Source organism: Streptomyces sp. NPDC048734, assembly GCF_043198675.1.
GTDB lineage: Bacteria > Actinomycetota > Actinomycetes > Streptomycetales > Streptomycetaceae > Streptomyces.
Genome location: NZ_JBICUZ010000005.1, coordinates 200,834 through 223,885, shown reverse-complemented (window position 1 = coordinate 223,885; position 23,052 = coordinate 200,834). Strand labels below are relative to the sequence as shown.

The 23,052-nt window shown below is 71.6% G+C and carries 18 protein-coding genes and 1 pseudogene; 13 read left to right on the top strand and 6 right to left on the bottom strand.

All coding sequences use genetic code 11. From position 1 onward, the window contains the following. Positions 1-117: 117 nt before the first annotated feature. Positions 118-3,033, bottom strand: coding sequence for a glycoside hydrolase family 48 protein (locus tag ACGFQC_RS15930; RefSeq protein ID WP_363088752.1), 2,916 nt, complete (start codon positions 3,031-3,033; stop codon positions 118-120). A gap of 345 nt (positions 3,034-3,378) precedes the next feature. Between ACGFQC_RS15930 and ACGFQC_RS15925 the strand changes: the two genes are divergently transcribed. The 5 genes from ACGFQC_RS15925 to ACGFQC_RS15905 all read left to right on the top strand — a co-directional run bounded on the left by ACGFQC_RS15925 (position 3,379) and on the right by ACGFQC_RS15905 (position 6,903). Then, a complete protein-coding gene (locus ACGFQC_RS15925; protein WP_363088753.1) occupies positions 3,379-3,654 on the top strand; it encodes a hypothetical protein in 276 nt (91 codons plus the stop codon). Continuing rightward, complete coding sequence (locus ACGFQC_RS15920) at positions 3,651-3,806, top strand: hypothetical protein (RefSeq protein ID WP_363088754.1); 156 nt, start codon at positions 3,651-3,653, stop codon at positions 3,804-3,806. Before ACGFQC_RS15925 ends, ACGFQC_RS15920 begins: the two co-directional genes overlap by 4 nt. 97 nt (positions 3,807-3,903) lie before the next feature. Beyond that, on the top strand, positions 3,904-5,622 hold the full coding sequence (locus ACGFQC_RS15915) for a glycoside hydrolase family 6 protein (protein WP_363088755.1): 1,719 nt from the start codon (positions 3,904-3,906) through the stop codon (positions 5,620-5,622). Between the two features lie 199 nt (positions 5,623-5,821). Next, positions 5,822-6,748: a methyltransferase gene (locus ACGFQC_RS15910; RefSeq protein ID WP_363088756.1), complete on the top strand. Its 927-nt coding sequence runs from the start codon at positions 5,822-5,824 to the stop codon at positions 6,746-6,748. Next, positions 6,748-6,903 carry an oxidoreductase gene (locus tag ACGFQC_RS15905; protein WP_363088757.1) on the top strand — a complete coding sequence of 52 codons (156 nt, stop codon included), beginning with the start codon at positions 6,748-6,750 and terminating at the stop codon, positions 6,901-6,903. Before ACGFQC_RS15910 ends, ACGFQC_RS15905 begins: the two co-directional genes overlap by 1 nt. Before the next feature lie 88 nt (positions 6,904-6,991). Here the strand turns inward: ACGFQC_RS15905 and ACGFQC_RS15900 are convergent, their stop codons facing one another. From ACGFQC_RS15900 to ACGFQC_RS15890, 3 genes are all read right to left on the bottom strand, one after another. Next, the gene (locus ACGFQC_RS15900) at positions 6,992-7,828 is read right to left on the bottom strand and encodes an aldo/keto reductase (RefSeq protein WP_363088758.1); all 837 of its coding nucleotides are present in this window, start codon (positions 7,826-7,828) and stop codon (positions 6,992-6,994) included. 98 nt (positions 7,829-7,926) lie between these two features. Then, positions 7,927-9,753, bottom strand: coding sequence for an AMP-dependent synthetase/ligase (locus ACGFQC_RS15895; protein ID WP_363088759.1), 1,827 nt, complete (start codon positions 9,751-9,753; stop codon positions 7,927-7,929). Between the two features lie 474 nt (positions 9,754-10,227). Beyond that, positions 10,228-11,133 carry a LysR substrate-binding domain-containing protein gene (locus ACGFQC_RS15890; RefSeq protein ID WP_363088760.1) on the bottom strand — a complete coding sequence of 302 codons (906 nt, stop codon included), beginning with the start codon at positions 11,131-11,133 and terminating at the stop codon, positions 10,228-10,230. A gap of 167 nt (positions 11,134-11,300) precedes the next feature. Between ACGFQC_RS15890 and ACGFQC_RS15885 the strand changes: the two genes are divergently transcribed. Next, entirely contained in the window at positions 11,301-12,380 is a 1,080-nt protein-coding gene (locus ACGFQC_RS15885; protein WP_363088867.1) for a bile acid:sodium symporter family protein, read from the top strand. 211 nt (positions 12,381-12,591) lie between these two features. On the opposite strand, the gene fdhD is transcribed toward ACGFQC_RS15885, so the two are convergent. Both fdhD and ACGFQC_RS15875 read right to left on the bottom strand, forming a co-directional pair. Continuing rightward, entirely contained in the window at positions 12,592-13,440 is an 849-nt protein-coding gene (fdhD, locus tag ACGFQC_RS15880; RefSeq protein WP_363088761.1) for a formate dehydrogenase accessory sulfurtransferase FdhD, read from the bottom strand. A 20-nt stretch (positions 13,441-13,460) separates the two neighbouring features. After that, a pseudogene (locus tag ACGFQC_RS15875) lies at positions 13,461-13,616 on the bottom strand (Fe-S-binding domain-containing protein); the annotation flags it as partial. A 125-nt stretch (positions 13,617-13,741) separates the two neighbouring features. Between ACGFQC_RS15875 and ACGFQC_RS15870 the strand changes: the two are divergent. From ACGFQC_RS15870 to ACGFQC_RS15840, 7 genes are all read left to right on the top strand, one after another. Continuing rightward, positions 13,742-14,689, top strand: a complete 948-nt coding sequence (locus tag ACGFQC_RS15870) for a beta-ketoacyl-ACP synthase III (protein ID WP_363088762.1) — start codon at positions 13,742-13,744, stop codon at positions 14,687-14,689. A gap of 586 nt (positions 14,690-15,275) precedes the next feature. Then, entirely contained in the window at positions 15,276-16,457 is a 1,182-nt protein-coding gene (locus ACGFQC_RS15865) for an ROK family transcriptional regulator (RefSeq protein ID WP_363088763.1), read from the top strand. Positions 16,458-16,642: 185 nt separating this feature from the next. Then, entirely contained in the window at positions 16,643-18,169 is a 1,527-nt protein-coding gene (locus ACGFQC_RS15860; RefSeq protein WP_363088764.1) for a sugar ABC transporter ATP-binding protein, read from the top strand. Further along, positions 18,166-19,182, top strand: coding sequence for an ABC transporter permease (locus tag ACGFQC_RS15855; RefSeq protein ID WP_363088765.1), 1,017 nt, complete (start codon positions 18,166-18,168; stop codon positions 19,180-19,182). The genes ACGFQC_RS15860 and ACGFQC_RS15855 overlap by 4 nt, the downstream gene beginning before the upstream one ends. 29 nt (positions 19,183-19,211) lie before the next feature. Next, positions 19,212-20,261, top strand: coding sequence for a substrate-binding domain-containing protein (locus ACGFQC_RS15850; protein ID WP_393288262.1), 1,050 nt, complete (start codon positions 19,212-19,214; stop codon positions 20,259-20,261). A 336-nt stretch (positions 20,262-20,597) separates the two neighbouring features. Next, positions 20,598-21,860, top strand: a complete 1,263-nt coding sequence (locus ACGFQC_RS15845) for a Gfo/Idh/MocA family oxidoreductase (protein ID WP_363088767.1) — start codon at positions 20,598-20,600, stop codon at positions 21,858-21,860. Between the two features lie 13 nt (positions 21,861-21,873). After that, positions 21,874-22,872: a sugar phosphate isomerase/epimerase family protein gene (locus ACGFQC_RS15840; RefSeq protein WP_363088768.1), complete on the top strand. Its 999-nt coding sequence runs from the start codon at positions 21,874-21,876 to the stop codon at positions 22,870-22,872. The last annotated feature ends 180 nt before the right edge of the window (positions 22,873-23,052 follow it).

Below are 23,052 nucleotides of genomic sequence, written 5' to 3'. Positions count from 1 at the left end.
GCGGGAGGGGCACGGGAACGTGCCGGGGCCGTGTGGGGAGGCCGGATGCGACGACCGGGCGGTCCCCTTGTGCGGGTGGGGACCGCCCGGCGCGGTACGCGGAGCCTTAGCGGGGGCTTATTCGAGAAGCTCCGCGTACGAGCCCATGGCCATGGCGATGTCCGCCTGGGCCCAGAACCGGTGGTACGTGAACACGGGCGCGGCTCCGCCCGCGAGGTAGCTCTCGATCTTCGACCAGGACGGGTCGCTCTTGTAGAAGGACCTGATCGAGTCGAAGGTCGAGGAGGCGCTGATCGCGTCGCCGTTCGGCATGGTGCCGGTCCAGCCGCTCGGGACGTACACGGCGTCGTCGAAGCGGTTGTAGTCGGTGCGGGTCTCGGGGACCGCGATGCCGAGGGCGTCCTGGTTGTTGTTCCACATGCCGTCCAGCAGGGCCTTGGCGGTCGCCTTCGCCTCCGCGTCACCGGACTTGGCGGCGTAGTACGTCAGGGTCCTGGCGTACGCGGCGGCCACGCCGACGTCGTTGGTGTAGTCGGCGACGGTGACGTGGAGTCCCGTGTTGGCACCGGGGCTCGCGGCGTTCCAGGTGTCGGGCTGGCCCGACCACTGGAGGGTGGAGGGGATCAGGAACGTGCCGTCCGGGTTGACCGTCGTCTCGGACAGGGCCCAGTCGACCCACTTGTCCAGGACGGCCTTGGCCTTGGCGTCACCCGACTGCTGGTAGTACTCGGCGACCCGCTCCATCGACCACGCCTGGAAGCCGAACCACTGGTTGGACGGCGGGTCGTGGTAGACGGGCTTCTCGTCGTAGTACATGCCGTAGAAGGTCGACTTGCCGGCCGGGGGAGTCGCGTAGCGGCCCGCCCAGCTGTTGGTCGCACCGCCCGCGATGGCGCCTTCGCTGGACTGGAGCCACCGGTAGAACTCCACTTGCCGGGTCAGGGACTTGGCCCAGTCCGCCTGTCCCGTGGCCGACTTGGGCTTGAGGTCGGCGTAGCTGCTGAGCGCGTAGGCGGCCAGGGGGTTCTGGTAGCCGCCGTGCGCGTGGCTCGAACCGATGCGCCAGGCCCAGCCGGCGCTGGTGTCGGTGGCGCCGCCCCACGCGTAGTACCAGGACAGCAGGTAGTGCGAGGAGTCCTTGCCGGTGCCCGCCGGGCAGGTGGACGGACCCGCGCAGTTGCCGACCTTCTTGAAGTACTTGTCGTACATCGCGTACCGCAGGTAGTCGCCCATCTTCGCCGCCTTGGCGACGGTGGCCGAGACCTGGCTGCCCTTGCCCTGCTGCTCCGCCCAGACGTCCGCCCAGTAGGCGGCCTGCACGGCGCGCGCGTCGGCGTCCGGGGCGTTGGTGAACTTCCACTGCTTGGCGTAGGAGGAGTCACCGGTGAACAGGTCCAGATAGCCGTTCTTCCCGCCGTACTTGAAGGCGTCGCAGGTCGGCTGCGGCACCGTCTCCCACACCGACTCCTGCGCGCCGCGCTGGAAGGTGTTGATGTACGACGGGCCGGTGTCGGTCGGACCGGCCTCGCACTTGCCGGGGGAGTTGCCGTAGCCGTAGACATTGTCGACGTCCTGGAGCCAGTGCATGGCGTAGACGTCGTCCGTGCCGTAAGCGGTCTTCAGTTCACCGGCGATCGGATCCGGTCCCACCGACACCGCGGCGTCCAGCTTCGCCGGATACTCGTCGGGCGTGTCCAGTTCCGGCGCGTAGGTCGCCGGCTTGGACGCGTTGTAGAAGGAGTTCGTCGGCTGGTCGGCGTGGGTGGGGATCATGTACTTCTCCATGATCTCCCAGGCGCCGTTGAACTTGGTCCAGTCGCCCGTGACCTTGCCGTACATCGCCTGCAGCCAGAGCAGGTAGCTGTACGCCTCCGACGTGGTCTCGTGCCCGTGGTCCGGGGCCTCGACGATCAGCGTCTCCACCGAGTGGTACGGGATCCCCTCGGGGGAGAAGTAGCCGTTCGCCGGGTTGGTGATCTTCCCGTACAGCTCCAGGAAGCGCGCGTCGTACGCCTTGGTGGCGGCGATCTGGGTGACCGTGACCGCGGCCTTGGCGTGCCCGTTCGCCGTCGACTCGAAGGTCGCCGCGCCCGTGCCGGAGCCGCTGCCCGTGATGGTCACCTTCTGCGCGGTGTTCCAGTTCGACGGGGTGAAGGTCAGGCTCGCGCCACCGGTCACCGTGAGTCCCGTGTTGCCGCTCGCCCGGGCGGTCGTCACGGTCACGTCGGCCGACGGCTGGGTGGAGAGCCGCAGCTCGTACGTCCCCGTCTTGCCCTGCTGGACGGCGAGCTGGGTCGTGGAGGCCACCACGGCCGGCCCCGAGGCGACCGTGATGCCGACCGGCGTGGACGACGCGGAGGCACCCAGGCTGTCGTAGGCCTTCGCCACCAGCGAATGACTGCCCACGGTCAAGCCAGAGGCCGACAGCGAGTACGGCGCGCTGGTGTCCGTGCCGAGCAGGGTCGTGTCGTCGTAGAACTCGACCTTGGAGACGGTCGCGCCGTCCGCGGCGGCCGCGGTGGCCGCGAGCGGCACCGCGTCACCCTGGGTGTAGACCGCGCCCGCGGCCGGGCTGGTCAGCACGGTGATCGGCGGCTGGTGGGCGCCGGTGCACGGGGTGCCGTTGACCGAGAAAGTCGTGGGAGCGGCGTTGCCGCCGCTGTAGGTGAACTGCGCCCCGGTGCCGACCGCCGCGCCGGCGGCGACCGTCCCGTTGTAGGAGGCGTTGGTCACCGTGATCTGCTTGCCCGACTGCGACCAGCTGCCGTTCCAGCCGTTGGTCAGCTTCTGGTCGCCGGTGTAGGCGTACGTCAGGGTCCAGCCGTTGATCGGGTCCGTGCCGCGGTTGGTGAGGGTGAGATCCGCGGTGAAGCCGGATCCCCAGTCGTTCGTCTTGTAGTCGACGCTGCACTGAAGTGCCGCGGCTTGGGCCGGAGTTGTGTTCGTGCCCAACATGGCCAGGGGGAGCGCGAGGGCCGCCACGACGGCGGTCCACAGTCGCCGCGCCGTGCGGCGCCTGCGTGAGGGATCCATGGTGCCGGTTCCTCCTTGCGGCTCGGAGAAGGGGGGAGGAGCAACAAGCCTTGAACCAGTGGGAGCGCTCCCATAGTGGGGACGTGGCGGGGGGCGGTCAAGGTGCTTGAAGAGTCGAAAATGTTCGACACGTGAGGTTGAGAGAAAGTCAGCAACCCTCTGTTCTTTGCCGACACTTGGCGCTAGCTTCGTTGGCACCAGTGGGAGCGGTTCCATCAGTCGACGCGTCCGTACCGACGTGCCCGAGCTGTGAGGACTCGCTCATGCGACACCCCCCGCGTTCAGTACTTTTAGCCGTCGCCGGCGCGGTAGCCCTCGCCCCGGGCGCCACGCCGCCGGTCGTGTATGCAGGATCCGGTCGACGCCGTACGGTCGGCCGGCGCCGGCCACGCGATCCTCGCCGACGGGATCGCCTGCTCCGACGACCTCGGCCAGTGGCTGACGTACGAGCCGGCCGAGCCCACGGGCGACCTCGCCGCCCGGCAGGTGTACAACTCCAACTCCCGGGCCGACGAGGGCCGCTGGAACTCCCCACTCGCCCCCGCCGCCGACCGGGCTCCGCCGGTGGCGGGAAGACCGGCGAGAACACCCGCTCGCGCGGATTCGTCGACCGGGTCATGAAGCGGTTCGACGACCGCGGACTGCCGTACCCGGGCTGGACCTGGAACACCCGGGACTGCTCCACCGGTCCGTCCCCGATCTCGCACCACGACGGGACACCCACCGCGTACGGCATCGGGCCGCGTGATCGTCCGCGCGCCCTGAACGGCTGACCCCGGCACCGCCCCACGACCACGACCCCTCACGACCACGACCTCTAGGGAAAAGCGCGCCACCCCACACTCGCAACCGAGAAGGAATACCGCACTCATGAGCCGTAGCAGAACTGCGATACTCGCCGCGCTGGCGCTGGTCGCCGGTGCCTCCGGGACGGCGCTCGCCGTCGTCCCCGGTGACGCCGGCATCGCCGCCGTGCCGTGCACCGTGGACTACAAGGTGCAGAACGACTGGGGCACCGGCTTCACCGCCAACGTGACCATCACCAACAACTCTGCCGCCAAGTCGAGTTGGGCCGTGAAGTGGTCGTACGCCGGGAACCAGAAGGTCACCAGCGCCTGGAGCGCGAAGCTCACCCAGTCCGGTACGGCCGTCACCGCCGCCAACGAGAGCTACAACGGCACGCTGGCGACGGGCGCTTCCACCAGCTTCGGGTTCCAGGGCACCTACAGCGGCAGTAACGCGCTCCCGACGACGTTCACCCTCGACGGCGTCACCTGCAACGTCGACGGCGGCGGCCCCACCGACCCCGGCCCGACCGATCCCGGCACCCCCGGCACCAGGGTCGACAACCCCTACGCCGGCGCCAAGGTGTACGTGAACCCCGAGTGGTCGGCGAACGCCGCGGCCGAACCCGGCGGCAGCCGCGTCTCCAACCAGCCCACCGGCGTCTGGCTCGACCGCATCGCCGCGATCAACGGCGCCAACGGCAAGATGGGCCTGCGCGCCCACCTCGACGAGGCGCTGAAGCAGAAGGGCTCCGGCGAACTCGTCGTCCAGTTCGTCATCTACAACCTGCCCGGACGTGACTGCGCGGCCCTCGCCTCCAACGGCGAGCTGGGCCCGACGGAGATCGACAAGTACAAGACGCAGTACATCGACCCGATCAAGGCCATCCTCGCCGACTCCAAGTACGCCGGGCTGCGCATCGTCACCACCATCGAGATCGACTCGCTGCCCAACCTCGTCACCAACACCGGCAGCCGACCCACGGCCACCCCGCAGTGCGACGTGATGAAGGCCAACGGCAACTACCAGAAGGGCGTCGGCTACGCCCTGAACAAGCTCGGTGACGTGCCCAACGTCTACAACTACATCGACGCCGGGCACCACGGCTGGATCGGCTGGGACGACAACTTCGCCCCCAGCGCCGCCCTCTTCAAGGAGGCGGCGACCACCGAGGGCGCCACCGTCAACGACGTCCACGGCTTCATCACCAACACGGCCAACTACAGCGCCCTGAAGGAGAACAACTTCACCATCAACGACAACGTGGCCGGCAAGTCGGTCCGCGAGTCGAAGTGGGTCGACTGGAACCGCTACGTCGACGAGCTGTCCTTCGCCCAGGCCTTCCGCAACCAGCTGGTCACCACCGGCTTCAACTCCACCATCGGCATGCTGATCGACACCTCCCGCAACGGCTGGGGCGGCACCGCCCGGCCCGCCGGACCGGGCGCCACGACCAGCGTGGACACCTACGTCGACGGCGGCCGCTACGACCGCCGCCTCAACACCGGCAACTGGTGCAACCAGTCCGGTGCCGGCCTCGGCGAACGCCCGCAGGCCGCCCCGGCGGCCGGGATCGACGCCTACGTCTGGATGAAGCCGCCGGGCGAGTCCGACGGCTCCAGCAGCGCCATCCCGAACGACGAGGGCAAGGGCTTCGACCGGATGTGCGACCCGACGTACACGGGCAACCCGCGCAACAACAACAACATGTCGGGCGCCCTGCCGAACGCGCCGGTCTCCGGGCACTGGTTCTCCGCCCAGTTCCAGCAGCTGATGCAGAACGCCTACCCGCCGCTGCCGTAACCGCGTGACCCGCCGGGGGCGCACCATCCGGCCCCCGGCGCGGTACCGGCCGCTCCCGTCCACCGGGAGCGGCCGGTCGGTGTTCTCCGGGTTTCCCGGGAATCCGGTTGCCGGTTTTTTGCCGTCCCGGCAACAGAGATGGCCTCCGACCGGTGCGTCGACGCACGCTGTCGGCACCACGGACGAGAGGCTGACCACCATGGCGCACGAACAGCACGAACAGAACGAACAGAACGACGGCTCAGGGCACGGGCATGGGCATGGGCACGGGCACGGCAACGGCACCGAGATCGACTGGGCCGAGATGGCCCCGCACCTGGAGGCCCAGGCCGAGCTGTTCATGCCCCTGTACGAGAAGGCCCTGTCCTGGCTCGGGAAGGAGGTGACCGAACCGGGGCTGATCGTCGACGCGGGCAGCGGCCCCGGTGTGGTGTCCTGCCTCTTCGCCGAGGTGTTCCCCGGTGCACGGGTCATGGCCGTCGACGGCTCCGGACCGCTCCTGGAGCGGGCACAGGCACGGGCCGGCCGACTCGGACACGCCGACCGCTTCGGCACGCTGACCGGAGAGCTGCCCGGAGTCCTGGACGAGTTGGACTACCCCGCCGACCTGATCTGGGCCGGCCGCAGTCTGCACCACCTGGGCGACCAGCGCGCCGCCCTCGCCGCGTTCGCCGAGCGGCTGGCGCCCGGCGGCACGCTGGCGATCATGGAGGGCGGTCTGCCGAGCCGGTTCCTGCCGCGCGACCTCGGATTCGGCCGCCCGGGCCTGGAGGCACGGCTCGACGCGCTGGAGGCGGAGTGGTTCGCCCGGATGCGTGCCGACCTGCCCGGAGCCGTCGAGGAGACCGAGGACTGGGCCGCGCTGCTGAGCGCCGCGGGCCTGAAGCACACCCGCACCCGCAGCTTCCTGCTCGACCTGCCGGCACCGGCCTCCGACCGGGCCCGCGCCTACATCGCCGCCTCCCTGGACCGGCTCCGGGACGTCTTCGGCGACACGCTCGACGCGGACGACCGGGCTGTGCTCGACCGGCTGCTCGATCCGCAGGACCCGGCGGGCGTGCACCACCGGCCGGACGTGTTCGTGCTGGCCGCCCACTCGGTGCACACCGCGGTCAAGCCGGTCTAGTGGAGACCCCGTTCCGGGACGGCTACGGCAGCCTGCCGCCCGGGCGTCTGCTGACCGTCGACCAGACCGCCGACTCCGTGGTGCGGGCGATCCGCCGGCCCGGTCAACACCGTCGTCAGGGAGTCGACGTACGCCCGCTCGGACAGCCCGACTGACGCGCCGGAGGGCGCCCCTCGACTACAGGGACGCCCTCCGGCGCGTGCGGGCCGCGGGCCCGGCCGGTGCGGGCCCGGCCGGTGCGGCTCAGCCGATGTCGAACGTGGCCGGGTCGGGACCGATGCGCCGGTCCTCGTTCAGCGCGCTGATCGCGGCCAGGTCCTCGGTGTCCAGGCTGAAGTCGAACACCTCGATGTTCTCCTCGATCCGCGACGGCGTCACGGACTTCGGGATCACGATGTTGCCGATCTGGAGGTGCCAGCGCAGCACGACCTGGGCCGGGGTGCGCTCGTGCTTGCGGGCGATGGCGACGATCGCCGGCACCTCCAGGAGCCCCTTGCCCTGGCCCAGCGGGGACCAGGCCTCGGTGGCGATGCCCCGCTCCGCGTGGAACTCCCGCGCGGCGTGCTGCTGCAGGTGCGGGTGCAGCTCGATCTGGTTGACCGCGGGGATGACCGAGGTCTCGGCGATCAGCTGCTCCAGGTGCTCCGGCAGGAAGTTCGACACGCCGATGGCCCGCGTGCGGCCGTCCGCGAGGAGCTTCTCGAACGCCTTGTAGGTGTCGACGTAGGAACCGCGGGCCGGCAGCGGCCAGTGGATCAGGTACAGGTCGACGTAGTCGAGGCCCAGCTTCTCCAGCGAGACGTCGAACGCGCGGAGCGTCGCGTCGTACCCCTGGTCGCTGTTCCAGAGCTTGGTGGTGACGAAGAGGTCCTCGCGGGCCACGCCCGAGGCGGCGAGTGCCTTGCCGGTGCCCTCCTCGTTGCCGTAGATCGCCGCTGTGTCGATGCTGCGGTACCCGGCCTCCAGCGCGGTGGCCACCGCCTGCTCGGCCTCGTCGTCCGGCACCTGCCACACGCCGAAGCCCAGCTGGGGCATCTCGACGCCGTTGTTCAGGATGATCGGGGGGACCTTGCTGCTCACGAGCTCTTGATCCTTCGGTTGTCCGTCAAGTGGTACTCCCATGGTCAACGATCACGGGGCGTCATGCATTCCTGACCCCGGAATCCGTCGGCCGGGGATCACGTCCGGTACAGCGCGTCGACCTCGTCGGCGTACGTGTTCTCGATCGCCCTGCGCTTCAGCTTCAGGGACGGGGTCAGCAGGCCGTGCTCCTCGGTGAACGGCTGGGCGAGGATGCGGAAGGTGCGGATCGACTCGGCCTGCGAGACCAGCGTGTTCGCCGTCACCACGGCCCGGCGCACCTCCGCCTCCAGGTCCGGGTCGTTCACCAGTTCGGCTGGTGCCGGCTGCGGTCTGCCGCGCATCTGGAGCCAGTGTTCGACGGCCTCCTGGTCGAGGGTGACCAGGGCGGCGACGAACGGCCGGTCGTTGCCGACGACGATGCACTGGCTCACCAGCGGGTGGTCCCGCACACGTTCCTCCAGCAGGCCCGGTGAAACGCTTTTGCCGCTGGAGGTGACGAGGATCTCCTTCTTGCGGCCGGTGATGGTGAGGTAGCCGTCCTCGTCGAGGGAACCCAGGTCGCCGGTGGCGAGCCAGCCGTCCCGCAGGGCCTCGCCGGTGGCCTTGGGGTTGTTGAGGTAGCCCTGGAAGACGTTGTCGCCGCGCAGCCAGATCTCGCCGTCGTCCGCGATGCGCACCGTCATGCCGGGGATGGCCTGGCCGACGGTGCCGTAGCGGGTGCGTCCGGGCGGGTTGGCGGTGGCGGCCGCGGTGGTCTCGGTCAGGCCGTAGCCCTCGTAGATCTGCACGCCCGCGCCGGCGAAGAACAGGCCGAGCCTGCGGTCCATCGCCGAGCCGCCGGACATGGCGTGCCGGACCCGGCCGCCCATGGCCGCGCGCACCTTGGAGTAGACGAGCTTGTCGAACAGCTGGTGCTGCACGCGCAGCCCCGCCGTGGGGCCCGGACCGATGCCCCACGCCTTCGCCTCGACGGCCTCCGCGTGGTTCACCGCCACCTCGACGGCCTTCTCGAACGCCCCGCCCCTGCCCTCCCGCTCGGCCTTGCGGCGTGCCGCGTCGAAGACCTTCTCGAATATGTAGGGCACGGCGAGGAAGAACGTCGGCCGGAACGCGGCCAGGTCGGGCAGCAGGGCGGAGGCCTGCAGCTGGGGCTGGTGGCCGAAGCGGACCCGGCCGCGGATCGCGGCGATCTGCACCATCCGGCCGAAGACGTGCGCGAGCGGCAGGAACAGCAGGGTCGCCGCCTCGTCGCCCTTGCGGGAGTGGAACACCGGTTCCCAGCGCTCGACGACGGTGTCCGCCTCGAACATGAAGTTGCCGTGCGAGACGACACAGCCCTTGGGACGGCCGGTCGTCCCCGACGTGTAGATGACCGTCGCGGTCGACTCGGGGGTCACCGCCTCCCGGTGCCGGTGCACCACCTCGTCCTCGACGGAGGCGCCGGCGTCGTACAGCTCCTGCACGCACCCGGCGTCGAGCTGCCACAGCCGGCGCAGCCGGGGGAGTCGGTCGATGACGGTGGCGATGGTCATCGCGTGGTCCTCGTGCTCGACGACCGCGGCGGTGACCTCGGAGTCGTACAGCATCCAGAAGCACTGCTCGGCCGAGGAGGTCGAGTAGACGGGGACGACCTGCGCGCCGATGGTCCACAGGGCGTAGTCGAAGAGGGTCCACTCGTAGCGGGTGCGGGACATGATCGCCACGCGGTCGCCGAACCGGACGCCCTCGGCGAGGAGTCCCTTGGCGAGGGCGAGGACCTCGTCGCGGAACTCGGCGGAGGTCACGTCCCGCCAGTCGCCCCGCTCGTCCTTGCGGCCCAGCGCGACGTGCCGCGGGTCGTCCTGGGCGTGCTCGAAGACGACGTCGGCCAGACCGCCCACCGGCGGCGCCGACGCCAACGGAGGGTTGGTGAACTCGCGCAAACCCCGCACCCCGCCTCTCATGGCCGCACAGCGCCGTGAAAGCTACCCCACGCCCGCGCGGCAGGGGAGGGGGCCGGAGAGCGGGCGATGCTCTCGTCCGCGCTGGTCGGTGCGGGAAAATGGGCCCACATGCGGAAGGGTCGGACAGGGAACTGACGGAAGAGTAAGTTCCGGTCCCGTAATCTCCACCGGATCTGCCCGGCCCGCTCACGCCGCCGTGGCCGGCCCCTTCCGCATCGTTGCCGTTGCCGTTGCCGTTGCCGTTGCCGTTGCCGTTGCCGTTGCCGTTGCCGTTGCCGTCGCCGTCGCCGTCGCCGTCGCCCGCGACGCGGCGGGCCCGTACGCCTACCTCGGCGGACCCCTCGGACGGCTGGAGGGCGTCCGGCACGCGGAGGCGACGCCCTTCCCGCGCAGGGTCGGGCAGCTCACCCACCGGCGCCCGGCCCGTTGGACCGGCCCACCCGGGCCGGTCCCTCAGCGGGGCTCGTCCGGCCGGTCCGCGGTCGCCGGACGGGGGCCGCGCCGGTGCAGGCGGTCGCCGCCCGCCAGGATCGCCGCCGCCAGGGCGTCCGCCGCCCCCTGCGCCGCCGTCCGCCGCCGCCCGTGCACCAGGACGAACTCCACCCGGCCCAGTTCGGGCAGGCCCGCCCGCTCCGGGACCCGCACCAGGCCCGGCGGGATCAGACCCCGCGAGTGCGCCATGACGCCCAGGCCCGCCCGGGCCGCCGCGATGAGCCCGTTCAGGCTGCCGCTCGTGCACACGATCCGCCACGCCCGCCCCTGCCGCTCCAGCGCCTCCAGGGCCAGGGCGCGGGTGATCCCCGGCGGCGGGAAGACGATCAGCGGCACCGGCCGGTCCGGGTGCAGCCGCAGCCGGTCCGCGCCGATCCACACCAGCTCGTCGTGCCGGACCAGTTCGCCGTGCGGATCCGCGGGACGCCGCTTGGCCAGCACCAGGTCCAGCTTCCCGGCCGCGAGCTGCTCGTGCAGCGTGCCGGACAGCTCCACCGTCAGCTCCAGGTCGACCTCCGGGTGGTCGTGCCGGAAGCCCTCCAGGATCTCCGGCAACCGCGTCAGCACGAAGTCCTCGGACGCGCCGAAGCGCAGCCGGCCCCGCAGCCTCGTTCCCGTGAAGAACGCCGTCGCCTGCTCGTGCACCTCCAGGATCCGGCGGGCGAAACCCAGCATCGCCTCGCCGTCCTCGGTCAGCTCCACCGAGTGCGTGTCCCGAGTGAACAGCGTCCGCCCCGCGGCGTCCTCCAGGCGGCGCACGTGCTGGCTGACGGTCGACTGGCGCAGCCCCAGCCGCCGGGCGGCCTGCGTGAAACTCAGGGTCTGGGCGACCGCCAGGAAGGTGCGCAGCTGAGACGGCTCGTACACACCGGTCACCGTACCGGTCATCACGCCGCGCGATCACAGTGAGAGCGGTGTACCGGATTCCCGATCACGGGGCCGGGGAGGACGATGGACAGGGGCCCTCCCGCCCCACGGCACCCGTACGAACGAGCAAGTGGAGCACCGTGAAACGCCTGCGCCGGCCGAGCCGGATGCCGATCGACCCGTACATCCTGCTGCTGCTCGGGACGGTCGGCCTCGCGGCGCTCCTGCCGGCCCGCGGCGCCGCCGCCGACGTGGCCTCCGGCTCCTCCACGGCCGCGATCGCCTTCCTGTTCTTCCTGTACGGCGCCCGCCTGTCCACCCGGGAGGCGCTCGACGGACTCAGGCACTGGCGCCTGCACGTCACCGTCCTCGCCTGCACCTTCGTGATCTTCCCGCTGCTCGGCACGGCCACCCGGGGCCTCGTCCCGGTGGTCCTCACGCAGCCCCTCCAGCAAGGGCTGCTGTTCCTGACCCTGGTCCCGTCGACCATCCAGTCCTCGATCGCCTTCACCTCGATCGCCCGCGGCAACGTGCCCGCCGCGATCTGCGCCGGCTCCTTCTCCTCCCTGGTCGGCATCGTCGTGACACCGCTGCTCGCGGCCGCCCTGCTCGGCAACAGCGGCGGCGGCTTCTCCGCGGACTCCGTCGTCGGGATCGTGCTGCAACTGCTCGTGCCCTTCGTGGCGGGACAGGTGATGCGCCGCTGGATCGGCGGGTTCGTCGCCCGGCACCGGAAGGTCCTCGGTTACGTCGACCGCGGCTCGATCCTCCTCGTCGTCTACACCGCGTTCAGCGAGGGCATGGTCCAGGGCATCTGGCACCAGGTCGGCCCGGCCCGGCTCGCCGCCCTGCTGGCCGTCGAGGCCGTCCTGCTCGCCGTGATGCTCGCGCTGACCTGGTACGGGGCGAAGGCGCTGCGGTTCGACCGCGCGGACCGGATCGCGATCCAGTTCGCCGGGTCCAAGAAGTCCCTGGCCTCCGGCCTGCCCATGGCGAGCGTCCTGTTCGGCGCGCACGCCTCCCTCGCCGTGCTGCCGCTGATGCTGTTCCACCAGATGCAGCTCATGGTCTGCGCGGTCATCGCCAAACGCCGCTCGCACGACCCGGAGGCGGAGGCCGGCCCGGAGGCCGAGGCGGGGGCGGAGACAGCGACGGGGGCGGAGACAGCGGAGGGGGAGGCCGACGCCGTGGCGGCGGCCCCGGCGTCACACTCACCGGCCACCGACCCGGGGACGGACCGGCGATGAGGCGGGACACCGCGCACCCGGAGGCGGCGCGCGGTCGGAGCGGGACCGCTGCGGCGCAGGGAGCGCGGAGAGCGCAGGAGGTACGGAGAGCGCAGGGGGTACGGGGTGCGCTCCCCGCCGGCCGGGGCCCCGCCGCCGTGCCGCGGGCGGCCGCACCGGGACTCCCGTCCGGGGCCGGCCGGGCTCACGGGCTCGGGCCGGGCGAGGGACCCTAGCCCCGCGCGGCCGCGGTCCGCAGGGCTATGCGGTCCTCGCCCGCGTACACGTTCATGGAACTGCCCCGCAGGAAGCCCACCAGCGTCAGTCCCGTCTCCGCCGCCAGGTCCACCGCGAGGGAGGACGGCGCCGACACCGCCGCGAGTACCGGGATGCCCGCCATCACGGCCTTCTGGGCCAGCTCGAAGGAGGCCCGGCCCGACACGAGCAGGATCGCCCGGGACAACGGCAGGCCGCCGTTCTGGAGGGCGCGGCCGACCAGCTTGTCGACCGCGTTGTGCCGGCCGACGTCCTCGCGGACGTCCAGCAGCTCGCCGTCCTCGGAGAACAGGGCCGCCGCGTGCAGGCCGCCGGTGCTGTCGAAGACGCGCTGGGACGCGCGCAGCCGGTCGGGGAGGGCGGCGAGGAGTTCCGGCGCGACGCGGAGCGGCGGTGTGTCGGCGACGGGCCAGCGGGTCGTCGTGCGCACCGCGTCCAGGCTGGCCTTGCCGCACAGGCCGCAGGACGAGGTCGTGTAGACGTTCCGTTCGAGGGTGATGTCGGGGACGGTGACGCCGGGTGCGGTCCGTACGTCGACGACGTTGTACGTGTTCGACCCGTCCACCGTCGCCCCGGCGCAGTAGACGATGTTCTGCAGATCGGATCCCTCCGCCAGGACGCCTTCGCTGACCAGGAACCCGGCGGCCAGGGCGAAGTCGTCGCCGGGCGTGCGCATGGTGATGGCGAGGGGGCGGCCGTTGAGCCGGATCTCCAGCGGCTCCTCCGCGACCAGCGTGTCCGGGCGGCTGGAGACCGCTCCGTCGCGGATGCGGAGCACCTTGCGTCGTTCGGTGACTCGTCCCATGTCGTCAGCCCCGGTTCTGTACGTGTCTGTACGTGCTGGCGGCCGAAACGGCCCTTGATGCGGAAGTCGCCGCGGGTCACCGGTCCGTCGTGCCGCGAGGTGACCTTCACGATCTCATTGTCCTGCACGTGCGGCCCCGGCTCGCGGCCCGCACCGCGGCACGCGCACACCGTCGTCAGGGGATAGCGGGAAGCCGACAAGCCCGCTGCGGGTTTCCTGTCGCTTCACGTGCCCGCGTACCCGTGAGTCACTGATCAGACTGGTGGATCCCGCTACCCAAGGCAACGAGGGGGACCCCCCAATGAACGGCTCGCGCATCACCGCCGTCGGTCACTACCAGCCCGCCAAGGTACTCACCAACGAGGACCTGGCGGAACTGGTCGACACCAATGACGAGTGGATCAGGAGCCGGGTGGGCATCCGCACGCGCCACATCGCCGGCCCCGACGAGCCGGTGGACGAGTTGGCCGGGCACGCCGCCGCCAAGGCGCTCGCGGCGGCCGGTCTCACCCCCGCGGACATCGACCTGGTCCTGGTCGCCACCTCCACCGCCGTGGACCGCTCGCCGAACATGGCCGCCCGGGTCGCCGCCCGGCTCGGCATCCCCGGGCCGGCCGTGCTGGACGTCAACGTGGTGTGTGCCGGATTCACCCACACGCTCGCCACCGCCGACCACACGATCCGCGCGGGCGCCGCGACCCGCGCGCTGGTCATCGGCGCCGACAAGATGTCCGAGGTGACCGACTGGACCGACCGCACCACCTGCGTCCTCGTCGGCGACGGAGCGGGCGCCGCCGTGGTGGAGGCCTGCCCCGTCGGGACCGAGCCCGGGATCGGGCCGGTGCTGTGGGGGTCGGTGCCCGAGATGGGGCACGCCGTGCGCATCGAGGGACAGCCGGCCCGGTTCGCGCAGGAGGGGCAGAGCGTCTACCGGTGGGCCACCACCCGGCTGCCGTCGCTCGCCCGTGAGGCCTGCGAGCGGGCCGGCCTCGCCCCGGAGGACCTGGCCGCCGTCGTGCTGCACCAGGCGAACCTGCGCATCATCGAGCCCCTCGCGGCGAAGATCGGCGCCGTCAACGCCGTGGTCGCGCGCGATGTCACCGAATCGGGCAACACCTCGGCGGCGAGCATCCCGCTCGCCTTCTCCAAGCTGGTGGAGCGTGGCGCGATCTCCAGCGGGGATCCGGTCCTGCTGTTCGGGTTCGGCGGCAACCTGTCGTACGCGGGGCAGGTCGTACGCTGCCCGTGACGGGCGGTGTCGCGGATCCGGGCGGCGGCGTGTCGCGGATTCGGGCGACGGCGTGTCGCGGATCCGGGCGGCGTGACGCGGCCGGCCCCGCCCGGCTCTGCCCACAGTGATCCGCGGACTGTGGACGAAGAACAACGGACCACTGGCTTTCCGGCTGTCGGCCCCGTCGCCCGGCGCTGCCCAGGAGGGGGGACGGAGCCCGCCAGGGAGCCGTAGCCGGGCGCCCGCGCCCCGCCTGCGCCCGCACCCGCGCTCACACCCGCGCCCCGACGGCACCCGCGCCTGCGCCCGAGCCTGCGCCCACACCCGCGCCCCGACGGCACCCGGAGCTGCCTCGAGCCCGCGCCAGGACCGGCCCCGCTGCCGCCACCCCTGCCTCCGCGTCCCCCTCCTGCCTCCCTGCCTCCGCGCACCCGTGTCCTGCGGGCCCTCGGCGCGCCGCAGAGCACTCCTTTGTCCAGTGAGTGGAGAAAGTTGACGGCAATCCGTGCACGACTTCTTCCCCCTCCCGGCGACCGCTGCTACGTTCCCCTCGAAAGCAGGACACCAGGCGGCCGATCGAGGCGGGGAGGGGTTCGTGAGACGCATGACGGCACGACCCGCGAACGCGCATCAGGCCCGGTTGCTGCGACTGCTGCGCGACGGAGGTCCCAACTCCCGTGCACAGCTCGGCGATCAGGTCGACCTCTCGCGGTCCAAGCTGGCCGTGGAGGTGGACCGGCTGCTGGAGACGGGGCTGGTCGTGGCCGACGGGCTCGCCGCCTCGCGCGGCGGCCGCCGTTCGCACAACGTCCGGCTCAATCCCCAACTCCGTTTCCTGGGCGTGGACATCGGCGCGACCTCGGTCGACGTCGCCGTCACCAACGCCGAACTGGAGACGCTCGGACACCTCAACCAGCCCCTTGACGTACGTGAGGGACCGGTCGCGGTCTTCGAGCAAGTGCTCGCCATGGCGGCGAAGTTGAAGGCGACGGGACTCGCCGAGGGCTTCGACGGCGCAGGCATCGGCGTTCCCGGCCCGGTCCGCTTCCCCGAAGGCGTGCCGGTCGCGCCGCCGATCATGCCGGGCTGGGACGGCTTCCCCGTGCGGGAGGCGCTCAGCCAGGAACTCGGCTGCCCGGTCATGGTCGACAACGACGTGAACCTCATGGCGATGGGGGAGCAGCACGCGGGCGTCGCCCGCACCGTCGCCGACTTCCTGTGCGTCAAGATCGGCACCGGCATCGGCTGCGGCATCGTCGTCGGCGGCCAGGTCTACCGCGGCACCACCGGCAGCGCGGGCGACATCGGGCACATCCAGGCGGTGCCCGACGGCCGGCCCTGCGCCTGCGGGAACCGTGGTTGCCTGGAGGCCCACTTCAGCGGCGCGGCCCTGGCCCGTGACGCCATGGAAGCGGCCCAGCAGGGCCTGTCGGCTGAACTCGCGGCACGGCTGGAGACGAACGGCGGCCTCACCGCCGTCGACGTCGCCGCCGCGGCAGCCGCGGGCGACGCCACCGCCCTCGACCTGATCCGCGAGGGCGGCGACCGGGTCGGTCAGGTCATCGCCGGACTCGTCTCGTTCTTCAACCCCGGCCTGGTCGTGATCGGCGGCGGGGTGACCGGCCTCGGCCACACCCTGCTGGCCGCCATCCGTACCCAGGTCTACCGCCAGTCGCTGCCCCTGGCGACCGGCAATCTGCCCATCGTCCTGGGCGAGTTGGGCCCCACCGCCGGAGTGATCGGCGCGGCCCGCCTCATCAGCGACCACCTGTTCTCACCCGCGTAGCCACTCCGTTCGTACCGGCCGTCCGCCTCAGTCATCCGACGAACCCGCCAGCCCGCTTCGTACGGCACCACCGGCACAGCGTCCTGCCCCGTCTCGCCCTCCCCTGCCCCGCGCCACCTCAAGAGCGCCCGATTCCTGGCGTTCTGCCCTGACTCCGGCCCGCACGCCCGCCGAGGGGAATCCACATGGCACCAGAACCACCGCTGCTCAGCATGTCCGGCATCACCAAGTCGTTCCCCGGCGTCCGGGCCCTGGACGGCGTCGACCTCGACGTCCAGGCCGGTGAAGTGCACTGCCTGCTCGGCCAGAACGGGGCCGGCAAGTCCACCCTCATCAAGGTGCTGGCCGGTGCCCACCAGCCCGACGGCGGGACCATCCGCTGGCGGGGCGAACCGGTCACCCTGCGCTCGCCGATCGCCGCCATGCGCCTCGGCATCGCCACCATCTACCAGGAACTCGACCTGGTGGAGCACCTGTCGGTGGCGGAGAACGTCCACCTCGGCCACGAACCCACCGCCGCGGGATTCGTCGTCCGCACCAGGACGGCCCGTCGGGCGACGGAGACCCTGCTGCGGCGGCTCGGGCACGCGGAGATCGATCCGGCCGCTCTGGTCGGGGAGTTGTCCGCGGCCCAGCAGCAGGTCGTCTCCATGGCGCGGGCCCTCTCCCACGACGTCCGGCTGATCGTCATGGACGAACCGTCCGCCGCCCTCGACCCGGACGAGGTCGACAACCTCTTCCGCATCGTCGGTGACCTGACCGCGGACGGGGTGGCCGTCGTCCACATCTCCCACCGCCTGGAGGAGATCCGCCGTATCGGCGACCGGGTCACGGTGCTCAAGGACGGCCGGGCGGTGGCCGGCGGGCTGCCCGCGAAGTCGACACCCACCCGCGAGGTCGTCGCGCTGATGACGGGCCGCGACGTCGAGTACGTCTTCCCCGAGCGGCCCGCGGCCGGCGTGCCGGCGACGCGCGGGAAGCCCCTGCTGGAGGTGCGCGGGCTGGCCAGGGAGGGTGAGTTCGAACCGTTCGACCTCGACCTGCGGCCGGGGGAGATCGTCGGACTCGCCGGGCTGGTCGGCTCCGGCCGCTCCGAGATCCTGGAGACGGTCTACGGGGCCCGCCGGCCCACGGCCGGTCGCGTCGTGGTGGACGGAAAGCCGTTGCGGCCGGGCAGTGTGCGGGCCGCCGTACGCGCCGGGCTGGGTCTCGCCCCCGAGGAACGCAAGGCCCAGGCCCTGCTGATGCTGGAGTCCGTCACCCGCAACGTCTCCGTCTCCTCCCTCTCCCGCTTCTCGCGCGGCGGCTGGATCGACCGCGGTGCCGAACGGGGCGCGGCCCGCGCGGCGACCCGCGAACTGTCGCTGCGCCCCGACAACCCGTCCGCACCGGTGCGGACCCTGTCCGGCGGCAACCAGCAGAAGGCCGTGCTGGCCCGCTGGCTGCTGCGCGGCTGCCGCGTCCTGCTGCTCGACGAACCCACCCGCGGGGTCGACGTCGGCGCCCGCGCCGAACTGTACGCGGTCGTCCGTCGACTGGCCGACGAAGGCCTCGCCGTACTGCTCGTCTCCAGCGAGGTACCGGAGGTCCTCGGCCTCGCCGACCGGGTCCTGGTGCTCCGGGAGGGGCGCGTGGTCCACACCGCGCCCGCCCGCGAACTGGACGAACACCGCGTACTCGACCTCGTCATGGAAGGAAGTCCGGCGTCATGACGCAGCCCGTCTCCCCGCCGCGTGACAGCACCGACAAGTCGCCCCGGGCCCGACCCCCCGCCTGGCGGGGCCTGGTGGCCCGCGCCGACGTCCGTACCCTGTCACTCCTCGGCGTCCTCGCCGTACTCGTCGTGATCGGCGGCATCACCAGACCCGACGAGTTCCTCGACACCCGCAACCTCCAACTCGTCCTCACCCAGGCCTCGGTGATCGGCGTCGTCACGGTCGGCATGACCTTCGTCATCACCTCCGGCGGCATCGACCTCTCCGTCGGCGCCATCGTCGCCCTCGCCTCCGTCTGGGCCACCACGCTCGCCACCCAGGAGTACGGCTTCGGAGGCGTCCTCTTCACCTCCGTCCTCGTCGGCCTCGGCTGCGGCCTCGTCAACGGCCTCCTCATCGCCTACGGCGCGATGGTCCCGTTCATCGCCACCCTCGCGATGCTGGCCTCCGCCCGCGGACTGGCGCTGCAGATCACCGACGGCAAGACGCAGATCGTCACCTCCGACGGCATCCTCGACCTCGGCGAGCGCGACGCGTACGTCCTCGGCGTGCCGCCCCTCGTCATCGTCTTCGCAGTCGTGACGATCATCGGCTGGCTCGTGCTGAACCGCACCACCTTCGGCCGGCGCACGGTCGCGGTCGGCGGCAACGCGGAGGCCGCCCGCCTGGCCGGCATCGACGTACGCCGCCAGCGGCTCTACCTCTACCTGCTGTCCGGACTGTGCTGCGGCATCGCCGCCTTCCTGCTGATCATCCTGTCCGGCTCGGGCCAGAACACCAACGGCAACCTCTACGAACTCGACGCCATCGCCGCCGCGATCATCGGCGGCACCCTGCTCAGCGGGGGCCGCAGCACCATCGTCGGTTCCGTGCTCGGCGTCCTGATCTTCACCACGATCACCAACATCTTCGCCCTCAACAACCTGCAGAGCGACGTCCAGCAGATCGCCAAGGGCGCGATCATCGTCGCCGCCGTGCTGGTCCAGCGCCGTACCGCGAGCACGACCTGAGGAAAGGGTTCACCGCCATGCCAGAGCCGATGAGATTTCCGAGCCGCCTCACCAGTCGCCGAGGTCTGCTCCTCGGGACCGCCGCCGTCTCGGCCGGTGCCCTGCTGACCGGTTGCACGAGCAATGACCCCAAGGACGAGGAACCCGCCGCCGACACCCGCCCGGCCGCGGACGACAAGCCCGGCAAGCAGGTCACCATCGGCTTCGCCGGACCGCAGGCCGACCACGGCTGGCTCAACGCCATCAACGACAACGCCAAGAGCCGGGCCGGGAAGTACTCCGACGTCACCCTGGAGATCACCGAGGGCTCCAACGACACCGCCCAGCAGATCGGCCAGATCGAGACCCTCATCAACAAGAAGGTCGACGTCCTGGTGATCCTGCCCGCCGACGGCAAGGCCCTCACCCAGGTCGGCCTGAAGGCGATGCGCGCGGGCATCCCCGTCGTCAACCTCGACCGGATCTTCAACACCCCGCAGGCGTACCGGTGCTGGATCGGCGGCGACAACTACGGCATGGGCCTGAACGCCGGCCACTACATCGGCGAGAAACTCAAGGGCAAGGCCGACGCCCGGGTCGTCGAGCTCGCCGGCCTGGACAACCTGGAACTCACCAAGCAACGCACCCAGGGCTTCGACGACGCCCTGAAGAACTACCCCAACATCAAGAAGGTGGCCCGCCAGGCAGCCGACTTCACGGTCGAGTCGGGGCAGGCGAAGATGGCCCAACTCCTCCAGGCGCAGTCGAAGTTCGACGCGCTGTGGAACCACGACGACGACCAGGGCGTGGGCGCGCTGCGCGCCGTCGAGCAGGCCGGCCGCGACGACTTCATGATGGTCGGCGGGGCGGGTGCCCTCTCCGCGTTCCAGGCGATCAAACAGGACGACGGCGTCCTCAAGGCCACCGTCCTGTACCCGCCCACCATGGCCGCCTCCGCCATCGACCTCGCCCGCGCCCTCGGCCAGGGCAAGGGGGCCACAGGCCTCGCCGAGTACGAGATCCCCGCATCGATCACCCTCTACTCGGCGGTGGTCGACAAGGAGAACGTCGACCAGTACATGTCCACCGGCTTCCGGTGAGACACGGGCTCCGCCCGGGGGAGCGGGGGCGGCCACCGGCGGTTCTCGGTGAGACGCGTCCGGGGCGTGCGCGTGCTCGTGCGCGTGCTCGTGCGAGGCGGCCACCGGGTGTGCGTGTTCCGCAGCGGCGTCCCACCGGCGGTACGTGTCCCCGTGCGGGGCGGACCACCACGGTGCCTGCCCCCGGTGGCGCCCGCCCCGTGCGGCACGTGTCGCCGGTGGGGCGTACCGGGGCCGGGCCCGACGCGTCGGGCGCACACCGACCGACGGCCGCCCCGAGCCACCCGCCCGGCAGGCCCACCCCCACCGCGCCACGACGACGAGGAGGACACCTGCATGGAACAGCCGCAGCAGTCAGCGGGACCGGAGGAGGCCGGCGCGAAGTCCGGCGCGGAGTCCGGCAAACCCCCGCTCCGCGTCGGCATGGTCGGCTACGCCTTCATGGGTGCCGCCCACTCCCAGGGCTGGCGCACCGCGGGCCGCGTCTTCGACCTGCCCCTGCGCCCGGTGCTCGCCGCGCTCTGCGGCCGTGACGCCGCGGCCGTCCGCGCGGCGGCCGACCGGCACGGGTGGGCGACGACCGAGACCGACTGGCGGGCGCTGATCGCACGCGACGACGTGGACCTCGTCGACATCTGCACCCCCGGCGACAGCCACGCCGAGATCGCGCTCGCCGCGCTGGCCGCCGGCAAGCACGTCCTGTGCGAGAAGCCCCTCGCGAACACGGTCGAGGAGGCCGAGGCCATGGCACGTGCCGCCGAGACCGCGTTCGCGGCACGGGGCCGGCTGTCGATGGTCGGCTTCAACTACCGTCGCGTCCCCGCCACCGCGCTGGCCCGGCGCATGGTCGCCGAGGGCCGGATCGGCCGCCTGCGGCACGTCCGGGTGTCGTACCTCCAGGACTGGCTCAACGACCCCCAGTTCCCGCTCACTTGGCGACTGCGCCGGGAACGGGCGGGATCCGGCTCCCTCGGCGACCTCGGCGCGCACATCGTCGACCTCGCACAGCACCTCGTGGGGGAGCGGCTGACCGGGGTCTCCGCGCTCACCGAGACGTTCGTACGGCGGCGGCCGCTGCCCGGCGGACCGACCGAGGGCCTGGCCGCCGGGGCCGGTACCGGTACCGCCACCGACGCCGGTACCGCCACCGGGACGGTCACCGTCGACGACGCCGCCGTGTTCACCGGTCGCTTCGCCTCCGGTGCCCTCGCCTCCTTCGAGGCGACCCGCTACGCCACCGGCCGCAAGAACGCCCTGCGCCTCGAACTCAACGGTGAACTCGGCTCGTTGGCCTTCGACCTGGAACGGCTCAACGAGCTGTGGTTCCACGACGCCACCGAGCCCGGCAGCCACGCCGGCTTCCGCCGCATCCTCGTCACCGAGCCCGACCACCCCTACCTGGACGGCTGGTGGCCGCCGGGCCACGGCCTCGGCTACGAGCACACCTTCGTCCACCAGGCCCGCGACCTCGTCCACGCGATCGCCGAGGGCAGCAGGCCGCAGCCCTCCTTCGCCGACGGTCTCCAGGTCCAGCGCGTCCTCGCGGCGGTCGAGGAGAGCGCCGAGAAGAACTCCGTCTACACCCCGATCGCCGACTGAGGAGGCTTCCAGCATGCCGCGCAGGTTCACACTCTTCACCGGCCAGTGGGCGGACCTCCCCCTGGAGGAGGTCTGCCGGCTGGCCCGCGACTTCGGCTACGACGGCCTCGAACTCGCCTGCTGGGGAGACCACTTCGAGGTCGACAAGGCCCTCGCCGACCCGGCGTACCTGGACTCCCGGCGGGCCCTGCTCGACAAGTACGGCCTGCGCTGCTGGGCCGTCTCCAACCACCTCGTGGGCCAGGCCGTCTGCGACGCCATCATCGACGAACGCCACCGGGCCATCCTGCCCGCCCGGATCTGGGGGGACGGCGAACCGGAGGGCGTCCGGCAGCGGGCCGCCGCCGAGATCGCCGACACCGCCCGCGCGGCGGCCGCGTTCGGCGTCGACACCGTCGTCGGCTTCACCGGATCGGCCATCTGGCACCTGGTGGCGATGTTCCCGCCCGCCCCCGACACCATGATCGAGCGCGGTTACGAGGACTTCGCCGAGCGCTGGAACCCCATCCTCGACGTCTTCGACGCGGAGGGCGTGCGGTTCGCGCACGAGGTCCACCCGAGCGAGATCGCCTACGACTACTGGACGACCGTACGCGCGCTGGACGCGGTCGGCCGCCGGCCGGCCTTCGGCCTCAACTTCGACCCCAGCCACTTCGTGTGGCAGGACCTCGACCCGGTCGGCTTCCTGTGGGACTTCCGCGACCGCATCTACCACGTGGACTGCAAGGAGGCCCGCAGACGCCTCGACGGACGCAACGGCCGCCTCGGCTCCCACCTGCCGTGGGGCGACCCGCGCCGCGGCTGGGACTTCGTCTCCGCCGGCCACGGCGACGTCCCCTGGGAGGACGTCTTCCGGATGCTGCGCTCGATCGACTACCGCGGTCCGGTCTCCGTGGAGTGGGAGGACGCCGGCATGGACCGCCTCCAGGGCGCCCCGGAGGCGCTGAAGCACCTCAAGGCCTACGACTTCGAGCCGCCCAGCGCGTCCTTCGACGCCGCGTTCAACAGCTGAGTCGCGCCCGACGGCAGGTCGGGGACGGGGACCGGCACATCCGCCGGTCCCCGGATCCGACCTGCCCGGATCCCGCTTTCTCCTGAGTCGAGGAAAAGATTGACCAGCCCCGGTCAAAGGGGTGTTCGCCCCGGAAGGACGCGGTTACCGTCCCTGAAGTGTTCAGGACACCCACACCTC

Excerpts from the sequence above, each read along its gene's own strand:
- ACGFQC_RS15930 (WP_363088752.1), bottom strand. The coding sequence starts at position 3,033 with ATGGATCCCTCACGCAGGCGCCGCACGGCGCGGCGACTGTGGACCGCC.
- ACGFQC_RS15925 (WP_363088753.1), top strand. The coding sequence starts at position 3,379 with ATGCAGGATCCGGTCGACGCCGTACGGTCGGCCGGCGCCGGCCACGCG.
- ACGFQC_RS15920 (WP_363088754.1), top strand. The coding sequence starts at position 3,651 with ATGAAGCGGTTCGACGACCGCGGACTGCCGTACCCGGGCTGGACCTGG.
- ACGFQC_RS15915 (WP_363088755.1), top strand. The coding sequence starts at position 3,904 with ATGAGCCGTAGCAGAACTGCGATACTCGCCGCGCTGGCGCTGGTCGCC.
- ACGFQC_RS15910 (WP_363088756.1), top strand. The coding sequence starts at position 5,822 with ATGGCGCACGAACAGCACGAACAGAACGAACAGAACGACGGCTCAGGG.
- ACGFQC_RS15885 (WP_363088867.1), top strand. The coding sequence starts at position 11,301 with ATGCCGATCGACCCGTACATCCTGCTGCTGCTCGGGACGGTCGGCCTC.
- fdhD (WP_363088761.1), bottom strand. The coding sequence starts at position 13,440 with ATGGGACGAGTCACCGAACGACGCAAGGTGCTCCGCATCCGCGACGGA.
- ACGFQC_RS15870 (WP_363088762.1), top strand. The coding sequence starts at position 13,742 with ATGAACGGCTCGCGCATCACCGCCGTCGGTCACTACCAGCCCGCCAAG.
- ACGFQC_RS15865 (WP_363088763.1), top strand. The coding sequence starts at position 15,276 with ATGACGGCACGACCCGCGAACGCGCATCAGGCCCGGTTGCTGCGACTG.
- ACGFQC_RS15860 (WP_363088764.1), top strand. The coding sequence starts at position 16,643 with ATGGCACCAGAACCACCGCTGCTCAGCATGTCCGGCATCACCAAGTCG.
- ACGFQC_RS15855 (WP_363088765.1), top strand. The coding sequence starts at position 18,166 with ATGACGCAGCCCGTCTCCCCGCCGCGTGACAGCACCGACAAGTCGCCC.
- ACGFQC_RS15850 (WP_393288262.1), top strand. The coding sequence starts at position 19,212 with ATGAGATTTCCGAGCCGCCTCACCAGTCGCCGAGGTCTGCTCCTCGGG.
- ACGFQC_RS15845 (WP_363088767.1), top strand. The coding sequence starts at position 20,598 with ATGGAACAGCCGCAGCAGTCAGCGGGACCGGAGGAGGCCGGCGCGAAG.
- ACGFQC_RS15840 (WP_363088768.1), top strand. The coding sequence starts at position 21,874 with ATGCCGCGCAGGTTCACACTCTTCACCGGCCAGTGGGCGGACCTCCCC.